The sequence below is a fragment of the Pseudomonas sp. TMW22080 genome (assembly GCF_022496745.1).
GTDB lineage: Bacteria > Pseudomonadota > Gammaproteobacteria > Pseudomonadales > Pseudomonadaceae > Aquipseudomonas > Aquipseudomonas bubulae.
Window position 1 is genome coordinate 145,056 of sequence record NZ_SCFF01000001.1, and the last position, 21,339, is coordinate 166,394.

The window sequence follows — 21,339 nt, forward strand, 5'->3', positions numbered from 1 at the left end:
CGTCTCAGCAGCAGGCAGTGGTGTTGAGCGGGCGTTCGCCCATGGCAGTGAGCCGGGCACTGTCGTGCGCAAGCCACTCGGTGTTGGCCAGCAGGGTGGTTTCAAGAACGCTGCGCACCCAGTCCGGCAGTTGCGGGTTGAGACGGTAATACACCCACTGCCCCTGGCGGCGGTCGAGCAGCAACCCGCAGCCTCGAAGCTGGGCCAGATGGCGGGAAACTTTCGGTTGGCTTTCATCCAGGGCACAGACCAGTTCGCATACACAGAGCTCGCCCTCACGGGCGATCAGCAAGGTGGCCCTGGCGCGGGTTTCATCGGACAGGCATTTGAACAGTGCGGCGGGACTGAGCATGGTGACTCTCTGTCTATACATATGGAAATTCGAATATACGGATATCCATATGTAATATCAACCTTGATCCCCCGCAAGACGTGCCCGGTAAAGCTGGGAGCCGGGCTTGCCGGCGGTATCGCGAGCAAGCCCGCTCCCACAGGGGCAGCGTGTGCCGGTGCTTTACCCGGGCCTGCTCACCGCGCATCATGTGCCGCCCCCCACACTGGCGGGCATCCGTGGTGAAAAGGAACAGCAGTTGAACGAACACACATTGTCCATGCGTCTGGAGCGCGTGGCAGCCCATATGCCGGCAGGTGCGCGGCTGGCCGATATCGGCTCGGACCACGGCTACCTGCCGGTGGCGTTGCTGCGTCGGGGGGCCATTGCCGCCGCCGTGGCGGGCGAGGTGGCCCTGACGCCCTTTCAGGCGGCCCGGCGTACCGTGCGCGAAAACGGCTTCGAGCAACACATTAGCGTGCGCCATGCCAGTGGCCTGGCAGCGATCAGGCCGCAGGACGAGATTACGGCGATCAGCATCTGCGGCATGGGCGGCGAGACCATCCGCGATATTCTTGCAAGTGGCAAGGCACACCTGAGCGGACGGGAGCGCCTGATCCTGCAACCCAACGGCGGCGAGCAGCCTTTACGGCAATGGCTGATGGAAAACCACTACCACATCCTTTGCGAAGAACTGCTGCGGGAAAACCGTTTTTACTACGAAATCATCGTCGCCGAACGCATCGGACCGGTGAGCTATACCGCCGAGCAATTGTACTTTGGCCCCTTCCAGATGCAGGCGCGCAGCCCGCTGTTTCTGGGTAAGTGGCAACGTATGCTGGGTGAAAAACGCAAGGTTCTGAGCAATCTTGCCCTGGCGCGCCAGGCCGTGCCCGAAGCCCGGGTGGAGGAAATTGCCCGACAGGTCAGATGGATCAGCGAACTGCTGGCTTGAGTCTCGACTCATGCGGCGCAGTCATGCCAGCAAGTGTACTTGAAGGGGTTCGCTGAGCCTGTTCAGGGTTGAGTGTTGCCATCGAGCATGGCAATAAAGTGCTGTATCAGCGGTGACGGGTTATGGGCATGCCAGTTCATGTACAGGCCGATGGTCGGGTTGGCAGCGCCTGTCAGCGGCCGGATCGGGCGGAACGCTACCTTGTCGCGCAGCGTCGAGCCGGCGAGGGATTGCGGCACCAGGGCCACGCCAAAACCGCAACTTACCAGGCCGATCAGGGTATGCAGCTGTGCGGCCTCCTGAACCACCCTGGGGTAGAACCCGGCGTTTTCGCACAGGCCGATCAACTGGCCGTGATAGCCGCTGCCCAGGGCTTGTGGAGTAAAGACAAAGTCTTCGTCAGCAAAATCGCGCAGCTCGATGGGCCCTGACTGCGCCTTGGGATGATCCAGGGGCAGGGCCATGACAATGGCCTCGTCGAGCAACAGGCGCGATTCGATGTCGGCTGCGATGAAGGGCAGTTTGCGCATAAAGGCGATATCGGTCTCGGCAGCCAGCAGCGCCTCGGCCTGGCTGGAGGAAGGCATTTCCTTGATCACCAGCTGGACCTGGGGAAAGGTTTGGCGAAACTGCCTGAGGCTGTTGAGCAACGGCTCGTAGTACGCGATAGACACCGCGCTGACAGTGAGCACACCGGCTACCCCTTGCGCCACCTGGCGGGCGTACTCCACCCCCTGTTCCAGTTCCTTGAGTGTGCGACAGGCCGCCTGCAAAAAGGCCTGGCCTGCGGGCGTCAGCTTGACCTCGCGCCTGCTGCGGGTGAACAGGGCTAACCCCAGCTTGTCTTCCAGTCGGCTGATCGCCTGGCTCAGGGGTGGCTGGGCCATGTGCAGGCGCACGGCGGCCTTGTGGAAATGCAGTTCCTCAGCCACCGCGATGAACTGACGGAGCAGTCGGGTTTCGATCATGTGCAGTGTTCCTTCCTTTGAACGGGGTTATCTGCGAACACCGCCGCTCTCACAGAGGGGCTGATAGGCAGCGGGTATCAACGGGCCTGTTGAACGGTATTAAACAACGCGCCTTTTGATTGTTACGGTGAAGTATCAATCAAGAGGGCATCCTTATGGACTTTAACGGCAAAACCGCAATTGTAACGGGTGCTGGCCGGGGCCTGGGCTTGAGTTATGCCAGGGAGCTGGCACGGCTGGGCGCCCATGTGCTGATCAGTGATATTGGCGCAGACAGGCAAGGCGCAGCAGCAGATGCATCCGTTGCCCATGACGCCGCGCAAGCGCTGGCAGCCCAGGGCTACAGTGTGATCGGTCATCACGGTGAGTTGGTCAGCGAGACGGGTTGCCGGCAGTTGGTCGAAACGGCCGTCGAAGCGTTCGGGCGGCTGGATATTGTGATCCACAACGCGGGCTGGGTCGGTTACCAGGCTATTGAAGAAGCGCAGCCTGAGTTTGTCGAGCGCGCGCTGGGGATCAATGTGTATAGCCCGATCTGGCTGTGCAAACATGCCTGGCCGCACTTGCGCCAATCATCGGCGGCGCGGGTGGTGCTGACCTCTTCGGACCGGGCCATGTACCAGCCCTATGCCCAGCCGGGCCTGACCGCCTACGCCGCCGGCAAGATGGCACAATTGGGCATCATGAATGCCCTGAGCAGGGAGGGTGCCGCCGATGGCATCCTGGTAAACGCAGTAGCGCCGGTGGCCAAGACCCGGATGTGGGGCGTTAACGGCGAACCGGACAACCTCAAGCCCCAGTGGGTGACCCCCGGTGTGATCTTTCTGGCCTCGGCTCAGTGCCAGGACAGCGGCTATATTCTGCGGGCCAGCAATGGTCAGTTCACGGCAACGCGGTTTGTCGAGAATCCCGGGGTGGACTACCCCCTGGATCTGGCCCGAATCAGGGCCGACAGCGCCGAGCAGGTCGCCCGCCTGTGGGAGCAGATCAAGGAATGCTGATGCTGGGGTCGGTCTTGTTAATTGTGCTTACCACTTAAGTAGGGTGCGCTGCGGCCATTGCGTGAAAAAGCCCTGTGCAAGTTGATATGCAGCGCTTTTTATAACCTGAGCATTAGTCCTTAAGTCGAGTCGCGGCAGCCTTATAGAGAGTATTAATACCAAGGAGTGAGTTGTGGGTTCGAGCCCGTGGCGTTGTCATGTTCCCCAGGATGGAAACTCCCTCTGATGCGAGTGCTGGGAGCTTTCGAACTCAGGCATGACAGATTCAAGGGAGCTGATTATGAACACCCAACTCTGGTTGAAAACAAGCACGGCCCTGTTGTTGGTCATGAGCGCCAGCCTGGCGGGCTGCCACAGTGGTGGTGGCGGGCATCACAGCAGTGACAGCGCAAGCACGCCGACGCCGCCGACCAATCCGACCACGCCAACTGATCCCACTACACCGACAGATCCAACTGATCCGACTGATCCAACCAATCCAACCAATCCGCCTAACCCGGCAGTTACCCCGCCTCTGGTCACGGGGCAGGTCGCCGGTGAAGTCGGCACCGGACTGGGCGGTGTCGGCACCCTGGTCAGCGGCGTGGGCACCACCCTGACCACCGTTCCTGTGGTCGGCGCAGCAGGCGGGTTGGTGGTCAACACCGGTAATGCCGTAACTTCCATTACCGATGGCGTGACCAATGGCCTGGGCTCGCTGGGCACTGACAAAAACTCGCTGGGCATTACCGTGGCTGGTGTTACCAATGGCGTCAGCGATGTGGGTAAAGGCGTTTCGTCTCTCGGCACAGGTGTCAGCGCTCTGGTCGACAACACACCGATCAGTCAGATCCCGCTGGTAGGCGGCGTAGTGGGCAAGGTCACCGGCACCGCGGGCGGGCTGGTGGACAAGGTCGGCACCACCGTCACCATGCTTGGCAACACACTGACCACCAATGTGACCAGCGGGCAATTGGGCAAGGCTACCGGTGGTTTGAATGACAAGGTCGTGGTCCCCGTGATCTCAATGGTGGAAAACGTCACAGGCAAGGTAGGCACCACCACCGGGTTGGGGCAGCCGGTGGACGGGTTGTTGACGAAGGTTGGCGGCGTGGTCGGCGGGCTGGGTGACAAGGTAGTCGATACCGGCAAGAATCCGCTCACCAATGTGGTGGGCGGTGTGCTAGGCGGTGTGGGTGGGGCACTGGATAAATCCGGCGGTTACCTGAACCCGACGACAACCACCGGCACCGGCACAAGCACAACTACCGGCGGGCTGGGCGGTTTGCTGGGCGGGCTGGGCACGGCCACAGGTTCAACCGGTACTCAGACAAACACCGGCGGCACAGGTGGTTTACTGGGTGGCAGTACTGGCTTGCTTGGCAGCCTGGGCGGCACGACCGGTACCCAGACAAACACCGGCACCTCGGGTGGCGCAAGTGCTTCCGGCGGGCTGGGTGGTCTGCTTGGCGGCCTGCTAAACAAAAACTGACTGGCCGCGCGCGGACGCTGTTGTACGGTTCGGTCTGTACCCCTGAAGTTCAGGTGCAGACCGGGCTGTTTTTCGTTCACCCTTGGCTGGTTTTATTGGCAATTGCGTTCACTGCCAGCGCTGGGCATCATCCAATGTCCGCACTCAAGGAAGCGTCCCATGGTCACTGCGACACTGCATCTGATGTGCGGCAAGATCGCATCAGGCAAATCAACCCTGGCCAGAACGCTTGCGGTGGAGCACAGCGCGATATTGCTGAGCGAAGATAAATGGCTCTCATCGCTTTATCCCGGTGCGATCAATTCGGTAACCGATTACGCAGCCTACAGCCTGAGGATTCGCGGTGTGCTGGGGCCTCTGGTGATCGACCTGCTGGAGTCCGGTGTGGATGTGGTGCTGGATTTTCCTGCCAATACCATTGCCGGCCGTGAATGGTTGCTCGGCCTGGCAGAAACCGCGCGTGTGCCGCACTGCCTGCATTATCTCGCTGTGGACGACGACACCTGCCGTGCGCGCCTGCATGTACGCAACCAGCTTGCCGAGCATGACTTTGCCGCATCGGATGCCGAGTTTGATCTGATCACCACCTACTTTCGTTCCCCGGATGCAGACGAGGGGCTGGTGATTGTTACTTACCCCCGGCCTCTTGCATGATCCAGTGCATAAATGCCCTGACCTCATCCCGTTGCATTGCCTCCACCCGCGTTACGGCGTAGTAGGCAAAGCGCGCCGGCCAGGGCTTGTCCATGACTTGTACCAGGCGGCCTGCAGCGATTTCTTCGGTTGCGTACTCCTGGGGCACCAAGGCCAGCCCCTGGCCTGCTTCGGCTGCGCGGATCAATAAAAAATCGTCCTCAAAAGCTGTCCCGCGTTCGGCGCGCGGGTCTTTGCCCACGCCATGGGCGCTGAGCCACAACAGCCAGTCGGCACGGTCAGCGTCATGCAGCAGGGGGAAGTCGAGGCAGTCCTGCGGCTGTGCCGGCCCCGGGTTGCCAGCCAGCAGGGCGGGGCTGGCGACGGGGATCAGCACAGGCGCCATCAAACGGGTCACGTGCAGGCCGGGATAGACCCCAAGCCCATGGCGCAAGGCAATATCGACACGCCCGCGGTGCATGTCCACCAGCGTGGAAGTGGCCTCCACCCGCACCTCGATATCCGGATGCAGGCGGTTGAATCGTCCCAGGCGCGGTACCAGCCATGAGGCGGCAAAGGTTGCCACCGTGCTGATCGTCAGGGTCTGGCGAGTCGTACTTTCGTGCAGTGACTGCATGGCTTTTTCGATTGCCCCGAAGGCTTGCTGCAGGGTGGGGTGCACAGCTGCGCCAGCCTCTGTAAGCCGCAAGCCGCTGCGTTCGCGGGTAAACAGCGGCATGCCGACCCGGTCTTCCAGCAGGCGGATCTGCTGGCTGACGGCACCTGAGGTGACATTCAGCGTTTGCGCGGCCGCCTTGATGCTGCCTTGCTGGCCTACTTCGACAAATGCTCGCAAGGCGAGAAGGGGCAGTGAAGCTGCCATAGGCTTTAGTTTTCCTGAATCTGGTGTGCAGAAATGATCGTTTCCGCTGACACACAGCGAAAGCGATGATGTTCCGAGTTTAGAGATGCTGTGCAAGTTTAGTAAAACTATATCTAACCGGACGCCCTGCATGAACCCCATGATCACGTTGTATACCGACAGCTCGCCCAATGGTTTCAAGATCACCATTGCCCTGGAGGAACTCGGTTTAACCTACCACCTGCGGCACGTAAACATTGACCAGGGCGAGAACCGCAGCCCGGCGTTTTTGCGCCTCAACCCGCACGGGCGTATCCCGGTGCTGGTCGACGAAAGCAACGGCATCACGCTGTTTGAATCGGCAGCCATCCTCCTGTATCTGGCTGATATCAGTGGTCAGCTCTTGCCTGTAGAACCCGCCAAACGCTGGGAAGCCATCCAGTGGCTGATGTTTCATGCTGCCAGCGTGGGGCCTGTGATGGGCCAGCGCGTTCACTTCGAGCTGTTTGCCGCAGACAAAATTCCCCAGGCCATTTCGCGCTATCGGCGCTTGATGGATGAAGCCTTTACCACCCTGGACAACCGCCTGGCCGAGCACCCCTATCTGGCCGGTGACGAGTACTCGATTGCCGATATTGCCCAGTTTGGCTGGACCCATATTGCGCAGGTCATCGACTTCGATTTCAGCGCCTATAAGCACCTGAGCGCCTGGTACCAGCGCATTTGCGCCAGACCCGCCGTGCAGCGCGGCATCGCTCTGCCTACTCGCGCCACCGGCGCTTGAACCAGGGGATCAATATGAACACTACAGATCAGGCCACAGGCCAGTCGTCGCCCGCATTTGCCAGCCACCGCGGTTATCGGCGCATGTTCGCGGCCAATCAGCTGACCCTCGGGATATTTCTGCCATTGCGCTTTTACAAGGGCGACATGGCGGTACTGGCCGGGCAGGGCGAGCGGGTTCGCGACATCGACCGATATGGTTTTGCCGCAGTCTGGGTGCGCGACGTACCGCTGTTCGATCCTGCCTTCGGTGATGCGGGGCAAGTATTCGATCCCTTTACCTACCTGGCGTTTCTGGCGGCTCACACCCGCTCAATTGCGCTGGCAACCGGCAGTGCAATCTTTTCGTTGCGCCATCCCATTGATCTGGCCAAGGCCAGCGCCACCATCGATCAGTTGTCGAACGGGCGCCTGGTCATGGGTATCGCCTCGGGAGACCGGGCCATTGAGTTTCCCGCCTATGGTCTGGAGCACGCCCGGCGGGGTGAGCGGTTTGCCCAGAGCGTGACGTATTTCCGCCAACTGATGCAGGCCCGTGCGCCGGTTATCGATTCGGCACTGGGGCACATGGCCGGAGCCGAATTTCTGCCCCGGCCCGTGGCGGGAGCCATCCCCCTGATGGTCACCGGTTCATCCCGTCAGTCACTGGCCTGGATTGGCGAGCATGCCGATGGCTGGCTGACCTTTCCCGAATCGACCCACGACCGCGCAGGGCCGCAACGCCTGGGCGAAAAGATCCGGGCCTGGCGCCAGTTGATCCCGGACGGCGGGTTCAGGCCGCACATGACCAATGAATGGCTCGACCTGGTTGATGACCCCGATTATCCCCGCACCTCTTTACAGGGCGGTTATGTGTTGCGCACCGGGCGCAATGGCCTGATTGACCTGCTGGGTGAATGGCAAGCAGCAGGGGTCAACCATGCGGCCCTGGGTATCCAGTTTTCGGCGCGGCCTGCGGCAGAGGTCATACAGGAGCTGGCAGAGCACGTGTTGCCGCATTTTCCTTCCCATCAGGGGCCGGGCCGTGTCGGGCCAGCATGGTGAAGGCACCTGTCAGGCCACTGCCTTGATCTCAACAACCGGGTCACTGCGCGTGCGTGACACACTCAGGCCCAGCAGCCCGCCGAGCACCAGCGCGGCGGCCATAAAGTACATTGCCGCCTGGGTGTTGCCGGTCAACTGCGTCAACCAGCCGACCACAATGGTGCTGAAAAATCCGGCGACATTGCCCAGGGAGTTGATCAGCGCGATCCCCGCAGCGGCGGCTGCACCGCCCACCACCGCGGTAGGCATGCCCCAGAACACCGGCAAGCTGCTGATCATAGCTGCTGTGCCGACGGTCAGGCCGATCATTGACAGCCACAGGCTGGCGCCGAACAGGGTGCCAAATACCACCCCGCCAGCGCCGATAAAGGCGCAGATTGCCAGGTGCCAGCGATACTCGCGAACACGGTCGCTGCTGCGTCCTACCAGCACCATGCTCACCGCGGCCACGGAATAGGGAATAGCACTCAACACGCCAATGGCCCAGGGTTCGGCGACACCGCTGTTGCGGATAATGGTCGGCATCCAGAAACTGATCACGTACTGGCCCAGCACCAGGCAAAAGTACACCGCCCCCAGCAGCCAGATTTTCGGGTTGAGCAGACCATCGCGTACGGAGTGGTGGGATTTGGCACGGGTTTCGCGATCCAGCGCCGCCTGCATGCCGCGTTTTTCTTCGGCGCTGAGCCAGCGGGCGTCGGCAATCCGGTCGCGCAGCAGAAAGAACACGGCGGCGCCCAGGGCCACCGCCGGCAAGCCTTCGATCACGAACAGCCATTGCCAGCCGGCGTACCCTGCCACGCCATCGAGGGTCTGCATGATCAAGCCGGAAATCAGCGAGCCCAGCATGCTGGAGATCGGCAGGGCGGCGATAAACAGTGAAATCATCACGCCCCGGCGATGGCTCGGAAACCAGGTGGTGAGATAGAAAATAATCCCCGGGAAAAAGCCTGCTTCGGCAATGCCGATCAAAAAGCGCAGCAGGTAGAAGCTCATGGGGGTTTCGACAAACATCATGGCCGCTGACAACAGGCCCCAGGTCATCATGATCCGCGCGATCCAGCGCCGGGCGCCAAACCTGTGCAGGGCGATATTGCTGGGGATTTCGAACATCAGGTAGCCGACAAAAAACACCCCGGCACCGAGCCCGTACACCGCCTCGCTGAACTTGAGGTCATCAAGCATCTGCAGTTTGGCAAAGCCCACATTGACCCGGTCCAGGTAGGCGACCAGATAACAGACCATCAGCAACGGAATGACTCGCCAGGCGGTTTTGCGGTAGGCCGAATGCAGTGCATGGTCCGGCATGTCAGCAGGGGGTGGCGGTAGGGTGTTCATCTGGAGCCTCTTTTTTGTTGTTGTAGGGGCAGGTGTGCAATCACCGATCAGCGCGCACGGCCTCCCGGCCATTCGCCGCACGCGCACATGGCGTGCACGACTTCGCGGATCAACTCACTGATCAGGGTTTTAAGATGGCTGGCGGGCATCGAAGCGCAACTGCAGATACCCAGGGTTCGGGTCAAGCCGTCAGCGGCAATGCGGTGGGCCACCAGCCGACCGTCATCGATTTCACGCACGGCCAGGTTCAACGGCATGATGGTGTGACCGATACCGGCCTCGACCGCGCTTTTGAGGATATGCACGGAGTTGACCTCCATGACGATTTCGCCCACGGCCAGCCCGTGCTGTTTTACCGCGTGCTCGACCAGCGTGCGGGTGCAGTGACCGTGGGCCTGACTGGGAAATACCAGCGGCCGGGCCAGCGCCTGCGCCAGGCAAACTTCACCGGCAGCGGGGGCGTCGGCGGCATCGGCACGGTGGATCAGGTAAAAATCTTCTTCGATCAATGCGCTGAACAACACTTGCGGGGGCAGGTCGATGGCGCTGAACAGGGCCAGGTCAATGCGCCCGTGCAGTAACTGGTCCATGACGTTGCCGGTCAGCTCTTCGTTGAGATGGAATGCCACCTGCGGGTAACGGGCGGCCACGGCGCGCATCAGCGGCATGGCAAGGAGGGTGGCGACGCTTTGCGGCAGCGCCACGATAATCGAGCCACTGACCGAGTCGGGGCTGCTGCTGACGGCAGCCCGGGCATCGCTCAGATGCTTGAGCATGCCCTGGGCGTATTCGTAGAAGACCTTGCCGGCCTCGCTGGCGACTACGCCGTTGTGGCTGCGATGGAACAGCTGAACCCCCAGATCGTCCTCCAGCGCCGACATCTGCTTGCTCAAGGCCGATTGCGCCACATGCACCTGGCGGGCGGCTTTGGACAGGCTGCCGCAATCGATCACGGCGACAAAGTATTTGATCTGGCGGATTTCCATTGCGGTGCTTCCTGCAGGACTCGGATATGCGGGCCGGTGATGGTACCGCGGGTCAGCCTGCAGAGCGCCCTCGAGGGAATATCTTGCCGGGGTTCATCAGCTGTTTCGGGTCGAGCGCCGCCTTGATCGACTGCATGACGTCCACGGCGTTTTGCCCGTGTTCAACGGCCATGAAGTGCTGTTTGGTCAAGCCGATGCCGTGCTCGCCGGTGCAACTGCCCTGCAGGGCAATGGCCCGCTCGGCCAGGCGATGGGCCACGCCTTCGGCGCGTTCGATTTCGTCGGGGTTGTGCGGGTCGACCAGGATCACGGCATGGAAGTTACCATCGCCCACATGACCGAAAATCGGTGCGAGAAAGCCGTTTTGCGCAAGGTCCGCTGCCGTCGCTTCAATGCACTCGGCCAGTCGTGAAATCGGTACTACGGCATCGGTGGTCAGGGCGCGGCAACCGGGGCGCAGGGCGAGGGCGGCGAAGTAGCCGTCATGCCGGGCCTGCCACAGACGGCTGCGATCCTCCGGATGCACAGCCCACTCGAAGTCCATGCCCTGATGTTCATCGGCAACCATGCGCACGGTCTCGATCTGTTCTTTCACGCCGGCTTCAGAGCCATGCAGTTCAAAGAGCAGCGACGGCGCCTCGCGCAACTGCGTGCTGCTGTAGGCGTTGAGGGCGCGCATGGTCAAGGCATCGAGCAGTTCAATGCGGGCGACCGGCACACCGAGCTGGATGATCTGGATCACGGCGCGTACGGCCAGATCCACGCTGGGAAAGCGGCACACGGCAGCTGAAATGGCTTCAGGAATCGGGTGCAACTTGACGGTCAGTTCGGCGATGGTCGCCAGCGTCCCGCCCGAGCCGACCAGTAAATGGGTCAAGTCATAGCCGGCGGAAGACTTGCGCGCCCGCCCGCCGGTGTTGATCACCCGGCCGTCGGCCAACACTGCCGTCATGGCCAGTACGTTTTCGCGCATGGTGCCGTAGCGCACGGCGTTGGTCCCGGAAGCACGGGTCGCCGCCATGCCGCCCAGTGACGCATCGGCCCCGGGGTCGATAGGGAAAAACAGCCCGGTGCCGTGCAACGCCGCATTCAACTGTTTGCGGGTCACCCCCGGTTGTACAGTGGCGTCCATATCGTCAACGCGAATGGCAAGCACCTGGTTCATGCCCGAGACATCAATGCTGACGCCACCGTGGGAGGCTTGCAGCCAGCCTTCCAGCGAGGTGCCGCTGCCATAGGCGATCATCGGCGTATCGTGGCGATAACAGGCGCTGCTGATACTGACGATATCCTCAAGGCTGTTGGCATAGGCCACGGCATCCGGCGGCATGGGGTCTAGTGCGGAAATATCGCTGCCGTGGTGCTCGCGCACGCTGGCCGAGGTGGAGAAGCGGGTGCCGAGCAATTGGCCCAGCTCCTCGCGCAAGGATTCGGCCAGGGGCGGGTGTTCGCAGGCAGCAGGATGGGTCATCAGACAATCTCCGGTTGTTGTGCACCGCGTAAAACGGGCGGCATTATCAGGGAGTTATGACTTATCTTAGGCAGCCTTGGGTACACACTCGTAGTGCTGAATTCAGATGGATCCATCTGTTTTTGAGATGGCCTGTGACAGGCGTAATGATCAAGAAGGAACTTGAGTTGAGTGACTGGGAAGCCTATTACCAGGCAAGTGAACAGCGCGGGCAATCGCCCTTGCTGAGTAGGGCCTTGAACCTGATCAGCGCGAATGAGGGTTCACGTCAGGCCGTGGACCTGGGTTGTGGGGCCGGAATGGAAACCCGGCAATTGCTGGCCGCAGGCTGGGACGTACTGGCCATTGACCGCGAAGCCGGCGCCATTGCGCGAACATCTGCATTGTCACAAGGTTTCAGCGGTGGGCGGCTGGCGACCCTGGCCTGCGATTTTGAACAGCTGACGCAGTTACCTGCATCCAGATTGATCCATGCCGGTCTCGCCTTGCCGTTCTGTCGGCCAGAATATTTTGAAACCCTTTGGCGGCTTGTTACTGCGGCGCTTGAACCGGGTGGTGTATTTGTCGGCCATCTGTTTGGCGAGCGGCACGGCTGGGCGGCACTTGCCCATATGACCTTTCAGACCGAAGCGCAGGCGCGCTTGCTGTGCGGTAATCTTGAGCTGCATCTGTTGCGCGAATTCGAGCAACCGGGTGCCAGTTTGCAGGGGGACATCGCCTGGCACCGCTTCGATATCATTGCCAGCAAGCCGCAAGGCGACGATAAATACCGTACTGAACAAAGGAGCCTGTGATGAAGGGAAGTTGCGCCTGCGGTGCCGTTGGCTATGAAATTGATCGTATCGACCTGCCTGTAAGCCATTGTCATTGCCAGTCGTGCCGCAAAACCCATGCTGCTGCGTTTGTCACCACGGCCGGTGTTTTGCGTGAGCACTTCCATTGGACGAGGGGGCAGGAAAAGCTCAGCAACTACGAGTCTTCCCCCGGCAAGCTGCGGCGCTTTTGCTCGCTGTGCGGTTGTCACCTTGTGGCTGAACGTGACACAGCCGCGGCTGTGATTGTTCGTGTTGCGACCCTGGACGAGGACCCGGGCGATCGCCCGCAATACCATATCTGGGCTGAGCATGATGTCCCATGGCTTGAACATGAAGACCTTGCGGTCTACCCGCAATGGCAGCCGGGGCGCTAGGGCTTCAGTGGCATTATTTAACTTTTATCAGGGAGATAACCGTTAGTGACCCGTGCATCTGTTCATACCCTGCGTCCGCTGCCCGAGCTTGATTACCATGACAGCAGATCGGTGCTGCTGCCTGTGCAGATCACGGCGCTGCAAGCCTGGAACCTGATGACGGCCGGGCAGGGGCCGCTGATGCGCCTGGCGTTTCGAACCCGAGACGGGATTTCTTCGTTATTGCTGCCGGTGGGGCCGGCGCACAAACTTATTGTCAACAGCTACCTCAAGCGCCTGAAGCGCAAGCTGCAAGGGATGGAGCCCTGAATTTATGAACATAGCCATAAGACTTGCCAATCAGGCAGATATCCCGACAATTTTTGTCATCCGTACCCGCGTCAGGGAGAACCCTCTTTCTCACCAACAGTTAACTGAAATGGGCATTACCCCCGACGCCATAGGTCAGGCGATGGAAGCCGCTCCCTGTATCTGGGTGGCCGAGGTCGAGGGTGTTACGGTGGGGTTTGCCATGGCCGATGCCGAGGATGGCTGTGTCTTTGCCGCATTTGTCCTGGCCGAATTCGAGGGGCTCGGGCTGGGTCGCAGACTGATGGCGAAGGCCGAGGCGTTTCTGTTTCAGCATCACCCCACGATTTGGCTGGAGACCGCTGAAAACAGCCGTGCCAGCGGTTTTTATCGGCACCTTGGCTGGCAGGCGGTGGCGAATTTGCCTGAAGGTGATGTTCGTTTTGAAAAATCACGGACGTAGCAGGGAAGGGTATGCACATTCGATTGACGCAAGCCAGTGACTGGATGCTGTTGAAGCAGGTTCGCCTGGCAGCGCTTCTGGAGGCCCCGACGGCATTTGGCGTGAGCTATCAAACGGCGGCCAGTTACACCGACGAGCAGTGGCAAGAGCGCGCTGATTCAGGGGCGGGGACGCAATTCTGGCTGGCCATCGAGGACAGCAAGGCGGTGGGCATGATCGGTGCCGGGGTGAGCGAAAACCGGCGCTATAACTTGATCGGCATGTGGGTCGAGCCCGGCGTGCGCGGCGCCGATGTGGCCGCCCGGCTGGTTGGCGCAGTCAAGGCCCGGGCGCTGCAGGGTGGGCATGAGTACGTTTATCTCGAGGTAGCCCCGGACAACGCAAGAGCTGCCAGCTTCTACCTGAAGCAAGGGTTCAGGTTCAGGGATGAATGGGAACCCTTGGCAAGTCATCCCTCTATCAGGTTGCAGACGATGTGCTGGGTTGTGACTCCAGACAGCCCCTGAAATCGGCTACACACTCCTCTCGTCGAAATATCTGTCAGAAAAATTGACCAGAATGATCCTACGCAGTTTACTGTATGTTCATACAGTTATCGTAAGGCGTGCGTCATGAGCTTCACTTCCCTGGGTCCCATTGCTGAAGATGGCGTTCGCCTGCCACTTTGCTCCTTCAAAGTCCCCGCGGGGTTTCCGTCACCGGCGGCGGATCATATCGAGAAGGAAATTTCCCTCGATGAACTGCTCGGTATCCGTGCGCCCCATGTGTATCTGGTGCGCATCGACGGCGACAGCATGCAGGGAGTGGGGATTTTTTCCGGGGATCTGGCGGTGGTGGACCGTGCTATCGAGCCCGGGCATGGCCATGTGGTGGTGGCGCTGCTCAATAACGAGCCGATATGCAAACGCCTGTGCCTGCGTGGCAAGAGTGTTGTGCTGCAATCCGAAAACCCGAAGTATCCGGACCGGTATGTACTCGAAGGTGATGAACTGACAGTCTGGGGCGTGATTACCTATACCGTGCGCAGCCATGGCCACTAAGCCTGCGCCGGTTTTTGCCCTGATCGATTGCAACAGTTTTTACGCCAGCTGTGAGCGTGTGTTCAGGCCCGACCTGGCCAAGGTGCCCATTGTGGTGCTGAGCAACAACGACGGCTGCGTGATCGCCCGCAGTTATGACGCCAAGCCTCACGTGAAAATGGGCGAGCCGTATTTCCAGATCAAGGATCGGCTCGAGCAACTGGGGATTGTGGCGTTCTCGTCCAACTATGCGTTGTATGGCGACATGAGCGAGCGTGTCATGAGCCTGATCGAGGCGATGTTGCCGGCTGTCGAGGTCTACAGCATCGACGAGTCCTTTGCCGACCTGAGCGGTATCGTTGACGCCACCGCCATGGGCCGTCAGTTGCGCAGTCGCATCCTGCAATGCACGGGCATTCCGGTGGGGGTCGGCATCGCGCATACCAAGACCCTGGCCAAGCTGGCGAATCACACCGCCAAGCGCTTGCAGGCCCACACGGGGGGCGTGGTGAACCTGTGTGGCGATCATGAACGTGACTGGGTACTGCGCAATACCGCGGTGTCGGAGGTCTGGGGCGTTGGCCGACGCATGACCGCGCATCTTGAAGGTATGGGGATTCGCACAGCGATGGATCTGGCCAAAGCGGACCCGTGGTCGCTGCGCAAAAAATTCAGCGTGGTGATCGAAAAAACGGCCCGTGAATTGAACGGTACATCCTGCCTGGCCCTGGACGAGCCCGACCCGCCCAAGCAGGAGATCTGCTGCAGCCGTATGTTTGGCAAGCGCCTGACCGAGCTGGCACCGATCAAGGAGGCCGTAGCCACCTATATGATGCGTGCCTCGGAAAAACTCAGGGCACAAAAGTCGTACTGCCAAAAAGTCCGGGTCAGCATTCGTACCGGCATGTTCAACCCGGACGAGGCGAAGTACGCCAAGGGCGTGGTGGTGACCTTGCCCTATCCTACCGATGATGTGCGGTTACTCACCAGAGCAGCGGTGGATGCTCTGGAGCATGTGTTTCAGCCCGGTTTCAGATACAGCAAGGCCGAAGTGTTGTTGCTCGACCTGCGCCAGCCGGGGGAGTTTTCCGACGATCTGTTTGCCGTCAATCAACCGGCAGAAGCTTCACGGGTGATGGCGGTACTGGATGCCATCAATGGCCGCTGGGGCAGGGGCACGTTACGGGCCGCCAGCGTGCCGGGCAAACCCGACTGGGGGATGCGCCGGGAGATGATGAGCCAGAGTTATACGACGCGGGTGGATCAGCTTTGGCAGGTTTCGTGCCGATAAATACGGCCGTTGATTGTGCAGAACTGTGGGCAATGAACTGTACGCGCAAAGTGGAGATCCGGTGTGTGAAGTTCAAACATATGGCCTGCTCAGAACACTGGGCTGTCGTGTGCTGCTGGTTTGCTTGTTGAAGACTCAAAAAAATCAAGGTAGGAAAACCCTGAATTAATAGTGGGGTTATTCTTGCGCTTGCTCCTGGCAGTTGAATGTTAGTACTGATGCTGTACTAATGGTGTTGCCCTGTTATACCCATTGCCGAACAGGCACTGGTTTTAATTGCAAGAGTGGCGGGCTATCAAGACTATCAAGAAAAGTCAAAAAAGCAGATGCCGGTACGTGCCTGCTATCAGGCAAGGTCAGGATTAAAGATGATAAACACAGTTGCATTGTATTGGTTGCTCACTTATGCGATTTAAATGGATTGTTTTTGTTGTCGGGCTGGTCGCATTATCTTCTTTTGCATTTTATGGGTTGTTTGATCGGTCTGATGAAGTGAGCCATATCGTTGCGCCAGTAACGAAAATCGACATGGAAAGTCTGGTTTTGGCAACAGGCCCGATAGTCGCAACGGGCTTGGTCGATGTCGGCGCGCAGGTTAATGGTCAAGTTAAAACAATCCATGTGCGACTGGGTGACAAGGTCAAAAAAGGCCAGGTATTAGTGGAGATTGATCCGGAGCTTCAGGAAAATGCCTTGAGCAAGGCGAAAGCCAGCCGCGATCTTGTACTGGCACAGCAAAAGGCCAGGGAAAAAGCGCGCCAGCGCGCAGAGAGGGTATTTACCCGCCAGCAAGCGCTGTACCAGGCAGATGCCAGCGCAAAAAGAGACCTTGAGCAAGCCGAGGTGGAGCTGGAAAATGCCCGGGCTGAAGTCTTCGTTCTAAAAAGCCAGATTCATTTGGCTCAAATCGAGATGGATAGCGCAGTGGCTAATCTCGGGTATACGAAAATCAAGGCGCCTGCCGATGGCGAAATCATCGCTATTGTGACTAAGGAGGGCCAGACAATTGTGTCCGCCCAGACATCACCGACCATTCTGATTATGGGCAATATGGACAGGATGACAGTCAAGGCCAGAATATCCGAGTCGGATATTGTACGAGTGCAGGAGGGGCAAAAGGTTGTTTTTACCGTGACCGGTGCACCGGAGCTGTCTTTCGAATCGAACATTCTTGCCGTTGAACTTCTGCCGGAGTCCGTCGTTACTGACAGCAAAGAACTCTCAAAGCCCAATGCAACGTCCAATGTTCCTGTTTACTACAATGCTACGTTTGAAGTTGATAACCCTGATCGTCTGCTCAAGCCTTTGATGACAGCCAACGTTAAAATCACTCAGGAAAGCGTTGGCCAGGTGATGGCAATTCCTTTGGCCGCTCTCGGAAAAAAGCAGTCTGCGGGCAATCTTTATGAAGTGCGTATATTGACGGAGCAGAAAGAAGTGGTTGCAAGATCCATTGCGATCGGTCTGCGAAACAATACGCATGTGCAGGTTAAGTCGGGGCTTGAGCTAGGCGACAATGTCATTATCGAATAGGCGTTGATTGATGTTGTGCTGTGGGAGTCATTGTTAATATTTATTTGTCGGGTAGTGTATGGAATGTCTCAGGAAAATAAAGTTTCGAACTCGGCCCACGAAGGATGCCGTAAAGCCTGGCAACCTGCCAGAGGAAAACCTGAGCTTATCCGCGCCATTAATCCAATTGATAAATGTCAGCAGGAGCTATTTCAATGGTCATTCATCTACAGAGGCTTTACGAGACGTCAACCTGAATATCCGTGCAGGTGAGATGGTTGCAATTGTCGGGACATCGGGCTCGGGAAAGTCGACCCTTCTCAATATTCTGGGGTGCCTTGTCCCGCCTTCGCAAGGGCAATACATCCTGCACGGGCGGAGTGTGACCCGTCTGACGAATAATGAGTTGGCAGATTTGCGCAGAGGCACTTTCGGATTCGTATTCCAGCGCTACCATTTGCTGGGCCACCTGAATGCTGAAGAAAACGTTTTGTCTCCAGGCCTTTATGTCGAAGGGGAGAAGAAAACACTGCGTGCACGCGCGCAAATGCTGTTGAGCAGTCTTGGGTTGAGTGACCGCTTGCACTTCTTTCCGGGACAGTTGTCAGGTGGGCAGCAACAGCGTGTCAGCATTGCGCGTGCACTGATGAATGGCGGCGACATCATATTGGCCGATGAGCCGACCGGTGCGCTGGATACCAAGAGCGGTGAGGAGGTGATGGCCGCCTTATGTGAACTGAATGCAAAAGGGCATACCGTCATTATTGTTACGCACAATAATGACATCGCTTCATATGCGCAGCGGCTGATTCATATTCAGGATGGATGCATCTCTTCGGATACAGGCAATCACCCTGCCTCGTCAACGGCAGGGCCGCGAGGGGGGCCCGGGTTGAAACCTGCACAGGGCTCCTCGATAAACATGCTGTCAGGCTGGGTGGAGGCAATTAAAATTGCTTTTTCGTGGCTGGTCAGAAAGCCCTTGCATGCGGGATTGACGGTACTGGGAATCGTCATCGGCATTGCTGCGGTTTCATCGGTTATTGCCCTGGGTGAGGGGGCGCGCGACCGTATAGTTCAAGAGATCAGCGCCCTGGGTGCTGACACCATCGATATTTACTCCGGAAAGGACTGGGGTGATATCTACAAGGGTTCAAACAAAGCGCTGAGTGAATCTGATGTGGACTATCTGCGATCACTTCCCTACGTTGACAGCATCTCCCCGGTCACCTCTGCGACAGCCACCATTACATCAAAAAACGCCAACCTTTCAGCTCAGGTATTGGGTGTCGGTGAAGCGTTTGCCAGGGTGAGAGGCGAGGTATTTGCGCAAGGTACTTTTTTTTCCAGTGATGATGTTAAACGGCAGGCGCAAGTTGCAGTCATTGATGAAAATATGCGCAAAAGACTTTTCCCGAGCTGGGAGGACCCGATTGGAAAAGTCATATTGGTAGGCCCGATGCCGGCAATCGTCATAGCGGTTATCAAGAATACACCGTCTTCATTTGGTGAGGCGCCTGTTCTGCAGATGTATATGCCTTATACCACGTTGATGTCACGTATTTCGGGCCAGCCATTTCTTGAGAGCATTGTAGTGCGCGTGGCTGACGGGATTTCAAACGAACTGGCCGAAAGTAATATCAATCGTCTTTTGGAACTCAAACGCGGCAGCAAAGACTTTTTCACAAGTTCTGCAGACTCAATACTCCGGTCGGTGACCAGTGCTACCAGAGTCTTGAACGTGCTGAGCATATCGGTCGCATCGATTTCTCTCCTGGTTGGAGGAATTGGCTTGATGAATATGATGCTTTACTCAGTAGCAGAGCGAACCTATGAAGTAGGCGTTCGTATGGCGTTCGGTGCCCGTCGACGAGATATCATGCAGCAGTTTCTCAGCGAATCCTGTTTGCTGTGCATATTTGGCGGTGGTTTTGGGTTTTTGCTAGCCCTGCTTGCCGGGGAAATTTTAGGCGGATTACAAACTGATTTTCCGCTTAAATTTTCTTATTGGTCGTTCATGGTAGCGTTTGCAAGTTCTACCGTTATTGGTCTTGTATTTGGTTATATACCTGCTCGAAATGCCGCCAGGCTGGATCCTGTCGAGGCTTTGTCCCGGGCGTAAGTCAATGGGTTTGCCATCGTAATCATTCAACATGAAGTCGATGCCTTGCTGGACGCAGTCAACACTGCGCTCCAATGTTCTTGAGAATATCATTGTGATTACTAGATATTACCCTGCTGTGTTTTGTAGCGTGATGCTGTTGGCAGGTTGTAGCACTCATCTGCCCGATGTGAACGCTGTCAAATCACAACTGGCGCTGCCTGCAAAATGGCGTAATGCATTACCTGAGGGTAAAGATATAAAGCAGACACAGCATTGGTGGCGCTCATTTCAGGACCCTGACCTGGACGCTCTGGTGGAACGTGTACTGCGCAATAATAATAACCTGGCAGCGGCTGCATACAGGGTCAAAAAGGCAGAGGCACAAGCGGGTATTGTCAGGACGAATTTAACACCAGGTGTATCAAGTGGATTCAAACTGAGCAGTAGCAAGGAACTGAACAGAGGAAGTTCGGAACAAAAGGCTTTTACCAGCACATTCTCCTTGAGCTACGAGCTGGATTTATGGGGGCGTCTTGCAAAGGCTCGCGATATCTCGGCCTGGGAAGCCATGGCGACCCGGGAGGATCGTGAGCACATCGCGATGCAACTGATCGGTACAACAATGGAGCTGTACTGGCGATTAGCGTTTTTGAATGAAAGCATTGAAATTAACGACACCAGCATTGCCAGCGCCCGTTCAATCCTTGAGCTGGCACGCCTGGGTGAATCCGTTGGGCAGGAGGGGCGTCTTCAGTCGATTCAGGCAGAGCAACAGTTAAGTGTACTGCTGGCCGATAAAACAGGGCGGCTTCAACAGCGTGAAGAAAGCCGCAATGCCTTGTTGGTTTTATTGGCGTCGCCTATGGGATGGGATGACACGATCAAGATTCGTCCAGTTCCGACTCAACCGTCTACAGCGCTACGGTCGGAGATACCTGCCCACATTCTGAGCCAGCGACCCGACATGAGGGCTGCTGAACTCAGGTTGCGCGCTCATTTCAGCAATATTGAGATCCAGCAAAGAAACCTCTATCCGGCAGTGAATCTTACGGCAGGTATCACTGGAGGAGGGACACGCGAACTGTCAAATATTCTGCGAAATCCGGTGGGTTTTTTTACGGCAGATTTACTGCTTCCGTTTTTTGAGTTCAATAAAGGCAAGTTGCAAGTTGAAATCGCCGAAGCAACGTACCAGGAGAGTATCGAGTTATACAAAAAACAGTTGCTTGATGCGCTGCAGGATGTTGAGAACGCACTGTCGGCCTATAAACAGCTCACCGATGAGGGGCTCTACCTGGCCCGTGCCCATGAATCTTCATCCCGGGCAGAGCGCATTGCTGAAATACGCTATCGCCTTGGGCAGTCGAATATAAAAGAATGGCTGGATCAACAGGATGCGAAGCGCAGTATCGAACTGCGACTGGGTAAGAGTCGCACTGATCGGTTGATTGCCATGGTCAAGTTTCATCAGTCTATCGGTGGCGGCTGCGGTGATGGATGCGCTGATGCCTTGCGATGAAAGGTACCTGGTCAGGTGCTTCAGGTTTATTTGCCGGCTGTGTGCGTTAAGTGCTCGCAGGCCTGGTTGATGTGTGAGTTTCAAATCAAGCCATGCGTTTAATTGAATTTA

The 21,339-nt window shown here is 58.0% G+C and carries 22 protein-coding genes; 16 read left to right on the top strand and 6 right to left on the bottom strand.

Annotation, left to right across the window (positions count from 1 at the left end):
* Positions 1 to 4: 4 nt before the first annotated feature.
* The gene (locus EQV96_RS00680) at positions 5 to 352 is read right to left on the bottom strand and encodes a metalloregulator ArsR/SmtB family transcription factor (RefSeq protein ID WP_095000102.1); all 348 of its coding nucleotides are present in this window, start codon (positions 350 to 352) and stop codon (positions 5 to 7) included.
* Positions 353 to 590: 238 nt separating this feature from the next.
* Between EQV96_RS00680 and EQV96_RS00685 the strand changes: the two genes are divergently transcribed.
* Positions 591 to 1,286, top strand: a complete 696-nt coding sequence (locus EQV96_RS00685) for a tRNA (adenine(22)-N(1))-methyltransferase TrmK (protein ID WP_095020067.1) — start codon at positions 591 to 593, stop codon at positions 1,284 to 1,286.
* 62 nt (positions 1,287 to 1,348) lie between these two features.
* Here EQV96_RS00685 and EQV96_RS00690 read toward each other — a convergent pair whose 3' ends face one another.
* Positions 1,349 to 2,254, bottom strand: a complete 906-nt coding sequence (locus EQV96_RS00690) for a LysR family transcriptional regulator (RefSeq protein WP_095000103.1) — start codon at positions 2,252 to 2,254, stop codon at positions 1,349 to 1,351.
* Positions 2,255 to 2,409: 155 nt separating this feature from the next.
* Here EQV96_RS00690 and EQV96_RS00695 point away from each other — a divergent pair, with 155 nt between their 5' ends.
* The 3 genes from EQV96_RS00695 (at position 2,410) to EQV96_RS00705 (ending at position 5,380) form a co-directional block, all read left to right on the top strand.
* A complete protein-coding gene (locus tag EQV96_RS00695) occupies positions 2,410 to 3,255 on the top strand; it encodes an SDR family oxidoreductase (protein WP_150628863.1) in 846 nt (281 codons plus the stop codon).
* Positions 3,256 to 3,535: 280 nt separating this feature from the next.
* Positions 3,536 to 4,726, top strand: coding sequence for a collagen-like triple helix repeat-containing protein (locus EQV96_RS00700; RefSeq protein ID WP_240881037.1), 1,191 nt, complete (start codon positions 3,536 to 3,538; stop codon positions 4,724 to 4,726).
* A gap of 159 nt (positions 4,727 to 4,885) precedes the next feature.
* On the top strand, positions 4,886 to 5,380 hold the full coding sequence (locus EQV96_RS00705; protein ID WP_095000106.1) for an ATP-binding protein: 495 nt from the start codon (positions 4,886 to 4,888) through the stop codon (positions 5,378 to 5,380).
* Here EQV96_RS00705 and EQV96_RS00710 read toward each other — a convergent pair.
* Positions 5,355 to 6,242: a LysR substrate-binding domain-containing protein gene (locus EQV96_RS00710; protein ID WP_095024626.1), complete on the bottom strand. Its 888-nt coding sequence runs from the start codon at positions 6,240 to 6,242 to the stop codon at positions 5,355 to 5,357. The two genes, EQV96_RS00705 and EQV96_RS00710, sit on opposite strands and share 26 nt — an antisense overlap.
* 139 nt (positions 6,243 to 6,381) lie before the next feature.
* Here EQV96_RS00710 and EQV96_RS00715 point away from each other — a divergent pair, with 139 nt between their 5' ends.
* The gene (locus EQV96_RS00715; protein WP_346769606.1) at positions 6,382 to 7,005 is read left to right on the top strand and encodes a glutathione S-transferase family protein; all 624 of its coding nucleotides are present in this window, start codon (positions 6,382 to 6,384) and stop codon (positions 7,003 to 7,005) included.
* 14 nt (positions 7,006 to 7,019) lie between these two features.
* Positions 7,020 to 8,048: an LLM class oxidoreductase gene (locus tag EQV96_RS00720; protein WP_095023343.1), complete on the top strand. Its 1,029-nt coding sequence runs from the start codon at positions 7,020 to 7,022 to the stop codon at positions 8,046 to 8,048.
* Between the two features lie 9 nt (positions 8,049 to 8,057).
* Here EQV96_RS00720 and EQV96_RS00725 read toward each other — a convergent pair whose 3' ends face one another.
* The 3 genes from EQV96_RS00725 to EQV96_RS00735 are packed head-to-tail and all read right to left on the bottom strand — an operon-like array spanning position 8,058 to position 11,843.
* Positions 8,058 to 9,386, bottom strand: coding sequence for an MFS transporter (locus EQV96_RS00725; RefSeq protein ID WP_095023344.1), 1,329 nt, complete (start codon positions 9,384 to 9,386; stop codon positions 8,058 to 8,060).
* Positions 9,387 to 9,433: 47 nt separating this feature from the next.
* Positions 9,434 to 10,372 carry a LysR family transcriptional regulator gene (locus tag EQV96_RS00730; protein WP_095000111.1) on the bottom strand — a complete coding sequence of 313 codons (939 nt, stop codon included), beginning with the start codon at positions 10,370 to 10,372 and terminating at the stop codon, positions 9,434 to 9,436.
* A 52-nt stretch (positions 10,373 to 10,424) separates the two neighbouring features.
* Complete coding sequence (locus EQV96_RS00735; protein WP_095018507.1) at positions 10,425 to 11,843, bottom strand: FAD-linked oxidase C-terminal domain-containing protein; 1,419 nt, start codon at positions 11,841 to 11,843, stop codon at positions 10,425 to 10,427.
* A gap of 146 nt (positions 11,844 to 11,989) precedes the next feature.
* Between EQV96_RS00735 and EQV96_RS00740 the strand changes: the two genes are divergently transcribed.
* The 10 genes from EQV96_RS00740 (at position 11,990) to EQV96_RS00785 (ending at position 21,228) form a co-directional block, all read left to right on the top strand.
* Positions 11,990 to 12,637, top strand: coding sequence for a class I SAM-dependent methyltransferase (locus tag EQV96_RS00740; protein WP_240881041.1), 648 nt, complete (start codon positions 11,990 to 11,992; stop codon positions 12,635 to 12,637).
* Positions 12,637 to 13,032 (top strand): GFA family protein, encoded by a 396-nt coding sequence (locus EQV96_RS00745; RefSeq protein WP_095000114.1) that lies wholly within the window; start codon positions 12,637 to 12,639, stop codon positions 13,030 to 13,032. The genes EQV96_RS00740 and EQV96_RS00745 overlap by 1 nt, the downstream gene beginning before the upstream one ends.
* 45 nt (positions 13,033 to 13,077) lie before the next feature.
* A complete protein-coding gene (locus EQV96_RS00750; protein WP_240881043.1) occupies positions 13,078 to 13,341 on the top strand; it encodes a hypothetical protein in 264 nt (87 codons plus the stop codon).
* A 4-nt stretch (positions 13,342 to 13,345) separates the two neighbouring features.
* Complete coding sequence (locus EQV96_RS00755) at positions 13,346 to 13,783, top strand: GNAT family N-acetyltransferase (RefSeq protein ID WP_095018509.1); 438 nt, start codon at positions 13,346 to 13,348, stop codon at positions 13,781 to 13,783.
* Between the two features lie 11 nt (positions 13,784 to 13,794).
* Positions 13,795 to 14,289, top strand: a complete 495-nt coding sequence (locus tag EQV96_RS00760) for a GNAT family N-acetyltransferase (RefSeq protein ID WP_176464967.1) — start codon at positions 13,795 to 13,797, stop codon at positions 14,287 to 14,289.
* A gap of 105 nt (positions 14,290 to 14,394) precedes the next feature.
* Positions 14,395 to 14,823: a translesion error-prone DNA polymerase V autoproteolytic subunit gene (gene umuD, locus EQV96_RS00765; protein ID WP_095000117.1), complete on the top strand. Its 429-nt coding sequence runs from the start codon at positions 14,395 to 14,397 to the stop codon at positions 14,821 to 14,823.
* Complete coding sequence (umuC, locus tag EQV96_RS00770) at positions 14,813 to 16,093, top strand: translesion error-prone DNA polymerase V subunit UmuC (protein WP_095018511.1); 1,281 nt, start codon at positions 14,813 to 14,815, stop codon at positions 16,091 to 16,093. The genes umuD and umuC overlap by 11 nt, the downstream gene beginning before the upstream one ends.
* A 405-nt stretch (positions 16,094 to 16,498) precedes the next feature.
* Entirely contained in the window at positions 16,499 to 17,626 is a 1,128-nt protein-coding gene (locus EQV96_RS00775) for an efflux RND transporter periplasmic adaptor subunit (protein WP_240881045.1), read from the top strand.
* Between the two features lie 58 nt (positions 17,627 to 17,684).
* Positions 17,685 to 19,727 carry a MacB family efflux pump subunit gene (locus EQV96_RS00780; RefSeq protein WP_269779718.1) on the top strand — a complete coding sequence of 681 codons (2,043 nt, stop codon included), beginning with the start codon at positions 17,685 to 17,687 and terminating at the stop codon, positions 19,725 to 19,727.
* Positions 19,728 to 19,758: 31 nt separating this feature from the next.
* Positions 19,759 to 21,228, top strand: a complete 1,470-nt coding sequence (locus EQV96_RS00785) for a TolC family protein (protein WP_240881048.1) — start codon at positions 19,759 to 19,761, stop codon at positions 21,226 to 21,228.
* Positions 21,229 to 21,339: the final 111 nt, after the last annotated feature.